This is a genomic window from Aeromonas sp. s4, assembly GCF_040907855.1.
Taxonomy (GTDB): Bacteria; Pseudomonadota; Gammaproteobacteria; order Enterobacterales; family Aeromonadaceae; genus Aeromonas; species Aeromonas caviae.
Map to the genome: position 1 here is coordinate 218,490 of NZ_JBFOCP010000047.1, position 14,235 is coordinate 232,724.

14 protein-coding genes are annotated in these 14,235 nt (G+C 63.7%); 7 read left to right on the plus strand and 7 right to left on the minus strand.

All coding sequences use genetic code 11. The features are described from left to right. Positions 1 to 15: 15 nt before the first annotated feature. The gene (locus AB5Y89_RS16665; protein WP_045525610.1) at positions 16 to 1,476 is read right to left on the minus strand and encodes a GGDEF domain-containing protein; all 1,461 of its coding nucleotides are present in this window, start codon (positions 1,474 to 1,476) and stop codon (positions 16 to 18) included. Positions 1,477 to 1,583: 107 nt separating this feature from the next. Continuing rightward, positions 1,584 to 2,186, minus strand: coding sequence for a nitroreductase family protein (locus AB5Y89_RS16670; RefSeq protein ID WP_010673779.1), 603 nt, complete (start codon positions 2,184 to 2,186; stop codon positions 1,584 to 1,586). A gap of 290 nt (positions 2,187 to 2,476) precedes the next feature. Between AB5Y89_RS16670 and AB5Y89_RS16675 the strand changes: the two genes are divergently transcribed. Together AB5Y89_RS16675 and AB5Y89_RS16680 are read left to right on the plus strand one after the other, a co-directional pair. Continuing rightward, positions 2,477 to 4,021 (plus strand): diguanylate cyclase, encoded by a 1,545-nt coding sequence (locus tag AB5Y89_RS16675; RefSeq protein ID WP_368224184.1) that lies wholly within the window; start codon positions 2,477 to 2,479, stop codon positions 4,019 to 4,021. A gap of 241 nt (positions 4,022 to 4,262) precedes the next feature. Further along, positions 4,263 to 4,736 carry a YMGG-like glycine zipper-containing protein gene (locus AB5Y89_RS16680; protein ID WP_039041096.1) on the plus strand — a complete coding sequence of 158 codons (474 nt, stop codon included), beginning with the start codon at positions 4,263 to 4,265 and terminating at the stop codon, positions 4,734 to 4,736. Positions 4,737 to 4,824: 88 nt separating this feature from the next. Here AB5Y89_RS16680 and AB5Y89_RS16685 read toward each other — a convergent pair whose 3' ends face one another. Together AB5Y89_RS16685 and AB5Y89_RS16690 are read right to left on the minus strand one after the other, a co-directional pair. Next, entirely contained in the window at positions 4,825 to 5,781 is a 957-nt protein-coding gene (locus AB5Y89_RS16685) for a D-2-hydroxyacid dehydrogenase (RefSeq protein WP_039041095.1), read from the minus strand. 119 nt (positions 5,782 to 5,900) lie between these two features. After that, complete coding sequence (locus AB5Y89_RS16690; protein ID WP_319907702.1) at positions 5,901 to 6,671, minus strand: DUF3530 family protein; 771 nt, start codon at positions 6,669 to 6,671, stop codon at positions 5,901 to 5,903. Between the two features lie 309 nt (positions 6,672 to 6,980). On the opposite strand from AB5Y89_RS16690, the gene AB5Y89_RS16695 reads away from it, so the two are divergent. From AB5Y89_RS16695 to AB5Y89_RS16710, 4 genes are read left to right on the plus strand one after another with little or no spacing between them, the layout of a single operon-like run. Next, entirely contained in the window at positions 6,981 to 8,021 is a 1,041-nt protein-coding gene (locus AB5Y89_RS16695; protein ID WP_368224185.1) for an isopenicillin N synthase family dioxygenase, read from the plus strand. A 21-nt stretch (positions 8,022 to 8,042) separates the two neighbouring features. Next, positions 8,043 to 8,855 carry a MetQ/NlpA family ABC transporter substrate-binding protein gene (locus AB5Y89_RS16700; RefSeq protein WP_214002494.1) on the plus strand — a complete coding sequence of 271 codons (813 nt, stop codon included), beginning with the start codon at positions 8,043 to 8,045 and terminating at the stop codon, positions 8,853 to 8,855. After that, positions 8,852 to 9,646, plus strand: a complete 795-nt coding sequence (locus AB5Y89_RS16705) for a methionine ABC transporter ATP-binding protein (protein WP_010673786.1) — start codon at positions 8,852 to 8,854, stop codon at positions 9,644 to 9,646. Before AB5Y89_RS16700 ends, AB5Y89_RS16705 begins: the two co-directional genes overlap by 4 nt. Continuing rightward, positions 9,631 to 10,302 carry a methionine ABC transporter permease gene (locus tag AB5Y89_RS16710; protein WP_010673787.1) on the plus strand — a complete coding sequence of 224 codons (672 nt, stop codon included), beginning with the start codon at positions 9,631 to 9,633 and terminating at the stop codon, positions 10,300 to 10,302. The genes AB5Y89_RS16705 and AB5Y89_RS16710 overlap by 16 nt, the downstream gene beginning before the upstream one ends. 94 nt (positions 10,303 to 10,396) lie before the next feature. Here AB5Y89_RS16710 and efp read toward each other — a convergent pair whose 3' ends face one another. The 3 genes from efp to AB5Y89_RS16725 form a co-directional block, all read right to left on the minus strand. Further along, positions 10,397 to 10,963 carry an elongation factor P gene (gene efp / locus AB5Y89_RS16715; RefSeq protein WP_010673788.1) on the minus strand — a complete coding sequence of 189 codons (567 nt, stop codon included), beginning with the start codon at positions 10,961 to 10,963 and terminating at the stop codon, positions 10,397 to 10,399. Positions 10,964 to 11,008: 45 nt separating this feature from the next. Continuing rightward, the gene (gene earP / locus AB5Y89_RS16720; protein ID WP_368224186.1) at positions 11,009 to 12,205 is read right to left on the minus strand and encodes an elongation factor P maturation arginine rhamnosyltransferase EarP; all 1,197 of its coding nucleotides are present in this window, start codon (positions 12,203 to 12,205) and stop codon (positions 11,009 to 11,011) included. A 95-nt stretch (positions 12,206 to 12,300) separates the two neighbouring features. Continuing rightward, entirely contained in the window at positions 12,301 to 13,344 is a 1,044-nt protein-coding gene (locus AB5Y89_RS16725; protein WP_010673790.1) for a GMP reductase, read from the minus strand. A 391-nt stretch (positions 13,345 to 13,735) separates the two neighbouring features. Here AB5Y89_RS16725 and AB5Y89_RS16730 point away from each other — a divergent pair, with 391 nt between their 5' ends. Then, on the plus strand, positions 13,736 to 14,215 hold the full coding sequence (locus AB5Y89_RS16730; RefSeq protein WP_041212542.1) for an ATP-dependent zinc protease: 480 nt from the start codon (positions 13,736 to 13,738) through the stop codon (positions 14,213 to 14,215). Positions 14,216 to 14,235: the final 20 nt, after the last annotated feature.

A 14,235-nucleotide genomic window follows, 5' to 3' on the forward strand; every position in this document is an offset into this window, starting at 1 on the left:
CAAGGGGCACGCCATTCAGGCGCCGCAAGATTGCCCGATGCTGGGGGAAGCCTGCTCAGCCGAATAGCGTTCCACCCGGTTGCGGCCATTGTGCTTGGCCAGATAGAGCGCCTGATCGGCGCGAGAGAGCAGCTCGTCCAGATTGAAGGGGCCCTCTCTCTGGGAGGCGATACCGATGCTGACCGTGATGCAGACGGCGGGCTCGGCTCCCTTTTCTTCCCCTGGCTGCGCGACGATTTTTCGCAGCCGCTCGGCTACCGCCATGGCCTGCTCCTCGCTGAGGCCGGGCCAGATGGCCACGAACTCCTCTCCCCCCAGGCGACAGAAGAGATCCCCCGGTCGAAGCTGGTCGCGCACCCGGGCCGCGAAGCTGCTCAACTGGTTGTCACCCTCTTCGTGGCCGTGACGATCATTGATGCGTTTGAAATGATCGATGTCCAGCATGCAGATCGCCACAGGGTAGCGCTGCACCGTGAGGTGCTGGAGCAGTTCATTGGCGGCCGACCAGAAGCCGGCCCGGTTCAGCGCACCGGTCAGGTGATCGTGGTGGGCCAGGTGTTTCATCTCCCGCAGCAGGCTGTTGCGGGCCGCCATGATGCTGGCGGCGGTCAGGGGGGTGAGAGCGATCAACATGACCCCTATCCGGACGGAAAACATCCAGTACTGGGTCTGGACATCGTGATTGATGACGAGGTGGCCGTTTGAGAGGGCGATCAGGATCAGGGTGCTGTAACTCAGGGTCAGCAGGCTGGTGGCGAAGACGGAGTAGGTGACTGCGCACCAGAGCAGCGCCGGTACCGGGAAGGCGATGGATCCCGGCCCCTCGACGAGCAGGGTGAGCAGCAGGGAGGCCACCAGGCTCAGCAGCGGCATCAATCTGGTCCAGGAGAACTCGGTGCGGTAGAGAAGGGTGCGCCAGGGGGGCACGCTGTCATGGGGAGGCAGTGTCAGGAGCACCGGCAGTATGGTCATGTAGTTCACCAGCTCGCTGGCAAACCAGAAGCCCAGCCCGTAGAGCGGGGGGCCCAGAGACAGGATGGGATTGATGATGGCGCCGACCACGCCGGCGGCGAGGGAGGCGGCCAGGGTGTTTCGCAGCAGGAGCACGAGGGAGGTGGGGCGCCTGAGGAGCTTGTCGGCAGGCGCGAGCCGATGCATCAGCAGATACCCGACGCCGATGCCGGCCAGGTTGCCGCAGGTCAGCAGGATGGTTTTGAACAGGGGCTCGCCGGTGAAGAGGGCGGCGAGAAAAAAGCCCAGTATGCCGCCGGCCCAGCCCGCCGGGGTGGCTAGGCGTGGATAGCGCACCATGCAGCCGAGCAGGACCGCATTGGCAGGCCAGAAGGCCGCCAGCAGGTTGGGGGGGCGGGTGAAGATGCCGATCAGCGAGAACAGCAGTACCAGGGCGGCGACACACAACAGAGCGGACAAGGGCGTCAATGTGCATGAGGTACGTTGGCGTGCGATGTCCCCCATGGGGACCTCCTGACAAGAGAGCGTTTGTTCAGAGTATGGCTGGCACGTGACAAGGGTGAACGAGGGGGAGAGAAGAAAACGCCCCCTGGTGGAGGGGGCGTGAAGGCTTACTTGAAGACCCGGAAACGCACGTCGTCGTCGATGAAGGTCTTGTCGCCGGCAGGTTGCTCTATGCTGCCAAAAGGCATCTGGGCACGAAGCAGCCAGCTGGCGGGCAGGTCCCACTCCTTGCGCACCGCATCGTCGATGAGCGGGTTGTAGTGTTGCAGGGAGGCGCCGATGCCCTCCTGGGCCAGGGTGGTCCAGACCGCGAACTGGGCTATCCCGGTGGCATGTTCGGACCAGATGGGGAAGTTGTCGGCATAGAGAGCGAATTTCTGCTGAAGATCCTCGATGACGGCGGTGTCTTCGAAGAAGAGCACGGTGCCAGCCCCGGCGCGGAAGCTGCCGTTGATCTTGGCTTCACTCTGGGGATAGGCCTCCGGCGGCACTATCTTCTTGAGCTCCGCCTTGACGATGTCCCACAGCTTGTGGTGCTGCTCGCCGAACAGGATGACGGCGCGGGAACTCTGGGAGTTGAACGAAGAGGGGCTGTGCTTGACGGCATCCTTGATGAGGGCGGTCAGCTGGGCCTCGGAGTGGGTCACCCGGTTGCCCAGGGCATAGATGGTACGACGTGCTTTGATCTGTTCGATAAACGGACTGCTCATAACATCTCCTTGGTTGATGAATCATCACCGCCAGCGTTGCCGACAAAGGTCATCTGGCTCCGATTTCTCGAGTCATCGACTATATCACCTTGCGGGCAATAAACCGTCAACGACGAGTAATGACTGTTTCTACTTTTTATGGATATTCACATGACGGATGTGAATATGGCCGTGAGACACCTTGATATCTTTTTTATCATTAGCAGTGGATGTTAATGACTTCAATCAATATCTTTTGCAGATTTTTAATCTATAAAATTCATCCAATATGACATTTTATAGAGATTGACATGACGGCGGCGCTGATCAAGGAACGCTATTACATACTGACTCCGCTGTCGTTTCTCCTGGGAGGGCTGGTGCTGATCGCCACCCTGTTGCTGGCGGCAGCCAGCTACCTGAGCAGCATCGACAAGACGGTGGCGGGTTACGGTCACATGCTGGCCGCCCTCGACGCCACCCTGCTCCAGGACATGGCGCAGGACAACCGCCGCCAGCTTGGCGTACTGGAGGCGTCCCTGGACAAGCAGGCCATCGCTGCCGGGGCATCGGCCATCAATCCCATCTGGGCCATTGCCCATCAGTTCAAGTACGACGCCCACTTCCTCTATTTCTACAACGCGCGCACCCATCGGCTCGACAGCTATCCCGACTGGCAGCAACCGGAGGGCTACCTGGCACAGGCGCGGCCCTGGTACCAGACCCTGTCCGGTGAGGGCGATGATCTCGTCTGGTTCGGTCCCTACCCGGAGTTCGATTCGGTCCGGCAGGTACTGACCCTCATCAAGCGGGTCAAGGATCATGAGGGGCAACTGCTTGGGCTGCTGATGGTGGACATGTCGTTCAGCGCCTTGCAGGGGGCGTTGCACCGGGCGGTGGGTGAGGATCCGGTGGCTCTTTACATCACCGATCGCAAGGGCGGCAAGCTGGTGGTGGGGCACAATTTGTCGCTGTTGCCGCCCCGCCTAGAGCGGGAGACGCAGGCGGCCGGCCTGGACGGGGTCTGGGCCGGTCGCCACCTGCAACACGCTCTGGAGGGGATGGAGTGGGATCTCAACGTCTATCTCCCCCCCTCCCATTTTCATGAAAACCTGCAAGACACCCTGCTGATGGTGGTGCTGCCCGCCCTGGCATTGCTCTGCATCTGGCTGTGCAGCCTGTGGTTTCTGGTGCGGATCTTTCGCCAGGAGCAGTCGCTGGTGCAGGGCTCGCTCAGCGGCCTCATCCGGGATGAGGCGAGAAAGGAGATCCAGCGGCGTCAGCGAACCTGGTTCGTGCACGGCAGCCTGGGGGAGATAGAACAGGTGCGAAACAGCCTGCTGCAAGGGCAGGATGCCCTGCTCCACGACCCTCTCACCGGCATCCTGAACCGGCGAGCCTTCGATCAGCAGCGGGCGGGGCTGGAGCAGGCGGGGAGGCCCTACTGGCTGGTGCTGTTCGATGTGGACAACTTCAAGCGCGTCAACGACAGCTGGGGACACGGTGTGGGGGATGCGGTGCTGTTTCGGGTAGCCACCATCATGGCGAGAACCCTGGGGGATGAGCAGGTCTACCGCATCGGGGGCGATGAATTTGCGGCCTTGCTGCCCTGGGAGCAGGCGGAGGTGGAATGCCGCCTGACCCACCTGCTCGGTCGGGTGAAGGCCCTGAAATGGCGGGAGTTCGCCGACGCCATCACCCTGAGCGCCGGCGGAGCGCGCTATCCGGATGATGCCCTGACGCTGCTCGAGCGGGCGGATGCCTGCCTGTACGAGAGCAAGCACCAGGGGCGGGATTGCTGGCATCTGGCGGCGTCGTCGCCCGTTGACGGGGAGGTTGTGACAGTATCTGTCTGACGGTGATCGCTGCAAAAAAGGGCCTTTGGGCCGGGAAAAGGGTCATGACGGGGATGATTTCTCGTGTGACCTTTTTTTTTGATGTGGTTTCAGGTGGTTAGCCTGCTTTCTTGCATCGTGTCGCGAACCGGAGACAGGGAGGGCTGGCCGTGAGGTGCCCCTTGCGGCAGTGGCGCAGGTCAGGGGGCTTTGTATAGTGCAGGGAAAAATAATCAATCATCAGGTTTGACAGGAGTACCCCATGAAAATGAAACCGTTTGGCATGAGCGCACTGGCGCTGCTGGGGGCGTTGCTGTTGGGCACAGGACAGGTGCAGGCATCCGAGACCCTCAATACCATTCTCGGCGGCGGAGCCGGCGGGGTGGCGGGCACCATGATCGGCAAGGAGCTGGGTGGCGACACCGGCGCCCTGGTGGGGGCCGCCCTGGGGGGCGCGGCCGGTGGTGCGGCCACGGCCAATAGGGGCAACAAGAACGAAGCTGCGCTCGGCGGCGCCGTCGGTGCCCTGGGCGGGGCAGCCATCGGCAAGAGCGTCGGTGGCAGCACGGGCCAGCTGATCGGCGCCGGTATCGGTGGTGCCGGTGGCTCTGCCATCGGAGCCAGGACCGGGGATGGTCACGAGAGCCGCGGCGATCGCTATTACGATGACAGGCGCTATCACAAGCACCACAAGAAACACAAAAAGCACCGCAAGCACAGATGGCATGACGACTGATGCCGCGGCAAGCTGACCGACAAAAAGGGGCCTTTGGCCCCTTTTTTTGATCCCGCTGCCGGCCCGTGCGAGGGCGGCGAGCGGCCTCTTACACCAGCCGGTGCTGGCGCCTGCCAAGGGAGAAGGCGTTGATGTTGTCGATGAGCTGATCAGCGAGGCGCTGCATCGACTCTTCGCTGGCCCAGGCCACGTGGGGAGTCAGGATGAAATTGGGGTAACGCAGGGCCTGCATCAGGGGGTGATCCGGAGGCGGCGGCTCGACGCTCGCCACATCGAAGCCGGCGCCCCCCAGACGGCCGTTGCCGAGGGCTTCGAGCAGCGCCTGCTCGTCCACCAGGCCGCCACGGCCCACGTTGATGAGCAGGGCGCCCGGTTTCATCAGGGCCAGCTCCCGCTCCCCGATGAGATGGCGGGTGTAGGGGGTGAGCGGGCAGTGCAGGCTGATCACATCCGAACTTTGCAGCAGGGCATCCAGGGGCAGTCTGTCGTCATCCCCCGGGGAGCCGACCTGGCTCTGGGCATAGTAAACCTCCATCCCGATGGCGCTGGCCCGCTGTCCCAGTGCCTGTCCCAGGGTGCCCTTGCCGATGATCCCGAGGCGCTTGCCATGCAGATCCGTGATGGGGTGGTCGAAGAAGCAGAACTGTCCGCTTTGCTGCCAGCGCCCCTCCAGCAGGGACTGGCGCCAGGCGAACAGGTTGCGCGACAGGGCGAGCATCAGGGCCATGGCGTGCTCGGGGACGGAAGGGCCCGAGTAGTTGCGGATATTGCACACGGCGACATTGGCGGCGCGGCACGCCTCCAGATCCAGGTTGTCGCTGCCGGTGGCGGCCAGGGCGATCAGGCGCAGTTCGGGCAGCTGGGCCAGTTCATCGGCCCCGATGCGCACCTTGTTGATGATGGCGATGCTGGCGCATTTGAGCCGCTCCACCACCTGATCCGGCGCCGTGGTCGGGTAGCTTTGCCAGTGATGGGGAAAATCGGGGCGGCGCAGATTGATGCCGGTGTCCAGGGTGTCGCTGTCGAGAAACACGATTTGCTGCATGAAGCCTCCTGCCATTGGTTCGGACATGATGCCAAACATGGAGGGCGGCTGACCAGCGCGGTGGCATCGGGCCAAGTCCGATGGGGAAGGTAAAGGCGGGGGCTGTGCCTCGGAGGGCCTCAGATCCAGCCCAGGTGCGTCAGCCAGCCCTGGATGCGCCCCGGCGTCTCCTCCAGATCCATCAGGGCATAGGGGCGGTAGTTGAGCTTGTGGCTGCGGCGGCTCTCGCTTCTGCGGGCTTCGGCCGCCAGCAGGGGCCAGCGTCCTCCCTCCTCCTGATAGAGATCCAGGGTAGGGATGCTGCCCTGGGCTATCTGCTTGGCGAGGGTCTGGTTGCTCAGCTGGTTGGGGAAGAAGCCGTCGAGCAGCACCAGGGCATCGGGGGCGGGCAACTGTTCGCTGGCGATGAGGTTGGCGGCCCAGGCGGCGCTGGTACCCTGGGCCAGCAGCAGCTTGAAGCCCCCCTCCTGCAGCTTGGCATCCCCCAGCTTGCTGATGCGGGAGGCAAACTGCTTGCGAAAATCGTCGATGACCTGCTGTTTCTTCTCGGCGGCGGGGTCGAGCTCGGTCTGCTGCGGCGAGGGGAGCAGCAGCAGGGTATCGAAACCGAGGCGCCCCAGCTCCCGGGTCAGTTGCCACAGCTGGCCGCTGCGCTGCCAGTCGGGCAGCAGGATGACCAGACCCACGTAGCTGTCGCTGTCGTGCTTGGCAAACAGTACCTGTTGCTTGTCCACCCTGGTGCTGTCGGGTATTCCCTGCCAGTCGCTGCTCTGCCAGTAGTCGGGGGGAACCAGGGGGGCTGGATCCGGGGCGGCGCCTGACGGCGCCTGCCCGGCGCCGTGGGCGGCAAAAGCAAGCAGGGTCAGCAGCAGATAGGGGCGAAATGTCATGGGGGATCCTCCAGCACTCCCTCATAGCGGCCTCGCCGGGGGTTTCTTTAGGGCAAGGGGGCACATCGGCATCGGCGGTGGCGAAGAGGGTCTGACCGGCGGGCCGGACACGGGCCCGGGATTGTTCCAAATGGCAAAGCATTCCCGGTTTTGATTGTTCCATCCCGTGACCCATACATGGTTCAGTAAGGGCTGGCAGACAGGGGGGCCGGGGCATGTTGTCACTGGCCGCAGGCGGAGAATTCTCCCCCTGTCTCGTCAGAACGAGAGGTTCACCCTCACTTTCCATCGACAGGGAGCGTTATCGCCATGAGCACCTTGGTTCACTTGCCCATCCTCGACCTGAGGCAGCTGGATGCCTCGTCCGACGCTCGGGCCGATTTTCTGGCATCGTTGCGCGATGCCGCGAGAGAGACGGGATTTTTCTACCTGACCGGCCACGGTATCGATCCCGAGCTGCAAGAGGAAGTGCAGCAGCTATCGCGGGCCTTCTTTGCGCTGCCTCTGGCGGCCAAGCAGCAGGTCGCCATGATCCACTCTCCCCATTTTCGTGGCTACAACCGACCGGGGGCAGAGCTGACCCGGGGTCAACCCGACTGGCGAGAACAGTTTGATATCGGTGCCGATCGCCCTGCCTTGCCGCGTACGGCGGGCGACCCGCCCTGGTGGCGGTTGCAGGGGCCGAATCAGTGGCCGGAGGCGCTGCCGACACTGCAACCCGTGCTGACGCGCTGGCGTGGGCAGATGACCCGCATGTCCCGTACCCTGCTCGGGGCTTTTGCCGAGGCGCTCGCACTGTCGCCAGATGCCTTCGATGCCCTGCACGGAGAGCGTCCCAACGAACATATCAAGCTGATCCGCTATCCCGGTGAGCGGGGCGCCACCCAGGGGGTCGGTCCCCACAAGGATTCGGGCTTCCTGAGCTTCCTGCTGCAGGATGACCAGCCCGGCCTGCAGGTGGAGGTGGCGCCGGATCACTGGATCGACGCGCTCCCGCTCCCCGGCACCTTCGTGGTCAACATCGGTGAGCTGCTGGAGCTCGCCAGCAACGGCTACCTGCGGGCGACCGTGCACCGGGTGGTGCCGTCGGCGCCGGGGCAGGAGCGTCTCTCCATCGCCTTCTTCCTGGGGGCCCAGCTCGACGCCGTGGTGCCCGTCTATCCGCTGCCCGAGGCACTGGCCCGTGAAGCCAGGGGGCCTGCCACCGACCCGCACAATCCGCTGCTGCGGGAGGTGGGCTGGAACTACCTCAAGGGGCGGCTGCGTTCCCACCCTGATGTGGCATTGCGCCACCATGCCGATCTGTTGCCGGCGCCCCGGGCGCTGGCGGTCGGCGAAACCACCCATTGATTGCATGGCAAGGAGCACAAGATGAACAAGCACGGACTGTTTTCCCTGAGCGGCCTGGTATTGGCCCTCGGACTCTCTCTCTCCGCCCAGGCAGCCCAGGCGCTGCGGGTTGCCGCGGATCCACTGCCCCATGCGGATATCCTCGGCGAGGTGAAACGCCAGGACCCTTCGCTGGATCTGCAGGTGATCGAGCTCAGCGGCGGCATCAATGCCAATGCCCTGTTGGTGGCGGGTGATGTGGATGCCAACTATTTCCAGCACGTCCCTTACCTGCGGGATCAGGAGAAGGCGCTCGGCACCGAGCTGGTGGTGGCCGCGACCGTACACGTGGAGCCTCTTGGCATCTATTCGAAGAAGTTCAAGCACCTGAGGGAGGTACCGGAAAAGGCGGTGATAGCCCTGCCCAACAATGTCACCAACCTGAGCCGGGCCCTCTATCTGTTGCAGCACGAGGGGCTCATCACCCTCAAGGCCGGCCATGAAGATCAGACGCGGGATCTGGCGACGGTGCACGACATCGCCACCAACCCCAAGGCGCTCAAGATCCTGGAGATCGAGGCGCCACAGCTGCCGCGCTCCCTCGATGACGTGGATCTGGCGGTGATCAATGGCAACTATGCCCTGGAGGCGGGGCTGGAGCCTGCTCGCGATGCCCTGGGGCTGGAGAGCGCCCAGAACAATCCCTACGCCAACATCCTGGTGACCACCCCGGCGCTCAAGGATGATCCGCGGATCCGCCAGTTGGCGCGGGATCTGGAGTCCAGGGCGATCGCCGACTTCATTCGCAAGAGCTACAAGGGGTCGGTGATCCCGGTGGCCGGGCGGCAGTCATGATCGTGCTGGAGGGGCTCGGCAAGCAGTACCCGGGGCACGGGCAACCCGCTCTGGAGGGGGTGTCGCTCGAGATTCCGGATGGGGCCATCTACGGCATTCTCGGGCGCAGCGGCGCGGGCAAGAGCACGCTCATTCGTTGCCTCAATCTGCTGGAGCGGCCAAGCCGGGGCCGCATCCTGTTCGATGGCCGCGACATCACGGCCCTGGAGGGGGCGGCCTTGCGCCGCCACCGTCAGGGGACCGGCATGATTTTCCAGCACTTCAATCTGCTGCACGCCCGCAGCGTGGAGGAGAACGTGGCAGTCCCGCTGGAAATCGCCGGAGTAGCGCGCCGGGAGCGGGCTGCCCGGGTCAGCGAGCTGCTGGAACTGGTGGGGCTTGGCGAGCACCGTCGCGCCTTTCCCTCCCAGTTGTCGGGGGGGCAGAAGCAACGAGTGGGCATCGCCCGCGCCCTGGCCGCCAATCCGCGCCACTTGCTCTGTGACGAGGCGACCAGTGCCCTGGATCCGGAGACCACGGAGTCGGTGCTGGCGCTGCTTGCCGACATCAACCGCCGCCTCGGGATCACCATAGTGCTCATCACCCACGAGCTGGAGGTGGTCAGGGCCATCTGCGATCACGCGGCATTGCTTGAACGGGGTCAGCTGGTGGAAAGCGGCGCTCTGGGCACCCTGCTGGCCAACCCCGACTCCCGCGTGCGGCAGGCCCTGTTGCCGGATCCCGAGATCCTGCGGCGTTTCATGGCGCGTCACGGAGTCACAGAGGAGGTGCGTTTATGCAGAGTCGCCTGAGTGTCGATGCCTTGCTCGAACTGATGTATCAGGGGTCGCTCGAAACACTCTACATGGTGGGAGTGGCGGCCGTGTTCACCCTGCTGCTGGGGTTGCCGACCGGGGTGCTGCTGGTGGTGACCCGTCCCGGGGGCGTGCTGCCCTTGCCCCGTCTCAACATGGTGTTGGGGATCGGTATCAACATCGGGCGGTCGCTCCCCTTCGTGGTGCTCCTGATCGCCCTGATCCCCCTGACCCGGCTGGTGGTCGGCACCTCACTGGGCAGCACCGCCGCCATCGTCCCCATCACCCTGGGGGCCTTCCCCTTCTTTGCCCGGGTGGTGGAGAGCGCCCTCGATGAGGTGGACAAGGGGCGCGTCGAAGCCGTGCTCGCCATGGGGGGCAGCGGCTGGCACGTGGTCGTCAAGGCGCTGCTGCCCGAGGCCTTGCCGGCGCTGCTGGCCGGACTCACCCTGACGGTGGTGATGCTCATTGGCTTCTCCTCCATGGCGGGGGTGGTCGGTGGCGGCGGGCTCGGGGATCTGGCGATCCGCTACGGCTACCAGCGCTTTGACGACAAGGTGATGGCAGGGACAGTGGTCATGTTGCTGCTGCTGGTGCAACTGGTACAGGGGGTGGGGGACAGGCTGGTGCGGGCACTGGCCCATCGCCGCTAGGGGCACGGCTTCTCATCAGGCCGGCCGTGAGGTGCCAGCCAATAAAAAAGCGAGCCTTGGCTCGCTTTTTTTGCAATCACATCAAGGGGTCAACTTAGTTGACGCGACGCTTGAATTCACCGGTACGGGTGTCGATTTCGATCTTGTCACCGATCTCCACGAAGGCGGCAACGGCCAGCTCGTAGGAGGTGCCCTTCAGGCGGGCAGGCTTGGTCACTTTACCGGAGGTGTCGCCACGGGCGGCCGGCTCGGTGTACTCGACTTCACGCACGATGGTGGTCGGCAGTTCTACGGAGATGGCTTTCTCGTTGTAGAAAGTCACTTCGCAGAGGTCTTCCATGCCGTCTACCAGGTAGTTCAGGGCATCACCCAGGTTGTCTTTCTCGACGTCGTACTGGTTGTACTCGGTGTCCATGAAGACATACAGCGGGTCGGAGTAGTAGGAGTAGGTGCACTCTTTACGCTCCAGCTGAACGACTTCCAGCTTGTCGTCGGCCTTGAAGACGGTCTCGGTGGCGCTGCCGTTCAGCAGACCCTTCAGCTTCATCTTGACCACGGCGGAGTTACGGCCGGATTTGTTGAATTCAGCCTTCTGGACCACCATCGGCTCGGTGCCGATCATGACTACGTTACCAGCGCGGATTTCCTGTGCGGTTTTCATGTAAAAAATTCCTGTTCGTGAAACGGACGGATAAAAACTGCCAGATTATATACGGCTTTCTAAAAATTTCACCAACCTCGTGACGAGATCCCCGTCCGCCAGCAGCCTCTGTGGCCAGGTGCGCCCATGTTGCTGCCATATGGCCGCGTATTGAGGCCATTGTGCCCAGAGTTCACCCGTATGCTCCCCCCGGTTGAGGGCATGGTTGAAGCGGCGCAGCCACTGACCGGCCGGCGCTGGCAAGGGGGAGAGGTAGTGGTCGAGAAAACCGTCCAGCTTGACCATGTGGGCATCCTCTTCCTGCTGGTAGATGTGCCAGAGGAAGGGGCGCCCTGCCCACTGGGCCCGCACGAAGGAGTCCTCCCCGCGCACCAGGTTGAGATCGCAGCTCCACAGCAGGCGATCGTAGCCCCTCTGATCGGTCATCGGCAGCAGCTTGATGGTGAGGTTGCCCGCCTGGAGCAGATCTCCGGCCCGGGCACCGGGAATGGCCTCTGCCAGCCCTGCGCCGATGAGCACGTCGTCGAGGGAGCGCCCCAGCGGCAGCAGCAGGGTGACGGGGGTGACGCTCTGGCGCCAGCCCTTGACCAGGCTCCTGAGCGCCTCGCTCTCGTAGGTAAAGAGGCTGACCCGCAGCTCGTCTTCTCGTTGGGGTGGCAGGCCGAGGCTGGCCCAGTAGGCGGCCAGTCCCGCTTCATCCTGTTGCCAGCGCTCGCGCTCGACGATGAGGCCTCGCTCGCACAAGAGGCCGCCCGTTTTCTGCGTGAAACCCGGGAAGAAGAAGTACTTGTCGAGGCGCTGGCTGCCGACCTGCTGGGGCGAGGCGAGGCCATGGCAATCCTCGACCCAGCTCTCGGCCGAGAGGTATTCGAGGTTGATCCAGCAGGGGGGCGTGGTCTGCTCGGCCATGCGTTCGATAAAGGGGGCGGGCAGCTCGCAGGCAAACGCCTCGATGACCACCCTGGCCGGTGTCATGTCGGCGGGGAGGCGCTCGTGCCAGTGCTGGACATAGATGCCATCGACCCACTGACCGTCCTGTGCGGGGTCGAGCGCCGGGCAGATGCGGGCGAAGCTAGCCAGATCGTCCACCCAGAGCCGCACCTGCACCTCACTCTTCTGCGCCGGGAGCGCGCCTTCCTGTTTGAGCTGGCGGGCGAGTCGCCAGGTGACGCCGATGTCACCGAAGTTGTCGACGACGCAGCAGAAGATGTCCCAGTCGAAGGGGGGGAGAGGGCTTGTCATGGCGCGGGATCCCAGATGCAAAAAAACCGGTGCGCAGGGTAGCACACCGGTTGGTCGGCTTCTAACCGTCAGCGCGTGACGGGGTCTGTGGCAGGTTACTCCTTACCGTAGACGTTGTTCTCCTGCTCGCGCACCCGGATGAAGGTGGTGCGTTTGGTGAGCTCTTTCAGCTGGCTGGCCCCCACATAGGTGCAGGTGGATCGCACCCCGCCCAGGATGTCGCGCACCGTGTTCTCCACCGGGCCGCGGTAGGGCAGCAGCACGGTTTTGCCTTCGGAGGCGCGATACTCGGCGACGCCGCCAGCGTGCTTGTCCATGGCGCTGGCCGAGCTCATGCCGTAGAACTTCATGAAGGGCTCGCCATCGACCTCGACGATTTCACCGCCGCACTCTTCGTGAGCGGCCAGCATGCCCCCCAGCATCACGAAGTCGGCGCCGCCGCCAAACGCCTTGGCCACATCCCCCGGGCAGGTGCAGCCGCCGTCACCGACGATCTGGCCACCCAGGCCGTGGGCCGCATCGGCACACTCGATGATGGCGGAGAGCTGCGGGTAGCCGACCCCGGTCTTGACCCGGGTGGTGCAGACCGAGCCCGGGCCTATGCCCACCTTGACGATGTCGGCGCCGGAGAGGATCAGCTCCTCCACCATCTCGCCGGTCACCACGTTGCCAGCGAGGATGACGTGGTTCGGGCAGGCCTCGCGGATCTTGCGCAGAAACTCGACGAAGTGCTGGGAGTAACCGTTGGCCACGTCCACGCAGATGAAGCGCAGGGCGCTGGACATCGCGAGGATCTGGCGTGTCTTGGTGAAGTCCTCCTCCGAGGTGCCGGTAGAGACCATCACATGGCCCAGCAGGGCCGGGTCGGTCTCATTGACGAAGGTTTGCCACTGCGCAAGGCTGTAGTGCTTGTGCACCGCCGTCATCATCTCGAAGCTGGCCAGGGTACGCGCCATGGCGAAGCTGCCGACGGTATCCATGTTGGCGGCGATGACGGGCACGCCCTGCCATCGGGTCTGGGTGTGCTTGAAGGTGAACTGGCGGGTCAGGCTGACTTGGGAACGGCTCTTGAGAGTAGAGCGCTTGGGGCGAAACAGGACATCCTTGAAACCGAGCTTCAAGTCTTCTTCGATACGCATTGCGAATTCCTTATTGAGCCTTGTGTGAGAGGTCACTTTGCAGTGGCAACTTTTCGGCAGGCGCAAAAAAACCGGTGGTTTTCAGGCCCTCCGGTTTACAGCAGTGTAGGCAAAAATCCCGTCAGAACAAGACTGATAATTCACACACCGCTGTGGTAGCCTTTGGCGTCACAACCTGAGGATGGCCGCCAGCGTCATCCAGCACCCTGTTCTCCCCTCGTTTTCCTGCTGCATTCCCCACTCACGCGCCGTGCCCGGCATGGATTGTCGCCTGTTGGCACCGCGTCCAGAGCCTGCTCCCCTGCGCGCCAGAATCCGGTTGACCCGGCAGTTGGCTGTGATACATCTGGGCGCAAGACTGACAAGGCGAGAGAGCAAGATGGGCAAGAGAATGGTGGCGGCAGCCATGATGTGGGCGCTGTGCGGCAGCGCGATGGCGGCCCAGACCAGCTATGGCTGGATCGAGAAGGGGGTGCTGATGCCCTACGGGGTGGCGGTCAAGATGAAGCTCGATACCGGTGCCCTCACTTCGTCGCTGGATGCCCGCGACCTGAAGCATTTCAAGAAGGATGGCAAGCCCTGGGTGCGCTTCAACCTGGTGCTGACCGATGCCAATACCGACAAGGTGGTGCGCCGGAGCGTGGAGCGGCCGGTGGAGCGCAGCGTGACCGTGCGCGGGGCGGGCGGCATGGAGGAGCGCCCGACGGTGACCATGTCCGTCTGCGTCGGGGACCAGGTCTACAAGGAGTGGTTCACCCTGCGGGATCGCAGCAAGATGATCTACCCGGTGCTGCTGGGGCGCCGTCTGCTGGCGGAGCTGGGACCGGTGGATTCGAGCCGGACCTTCACGGTACAGCCCACCTGCGACTAGGGTGGTGGTGCCATGAAAAA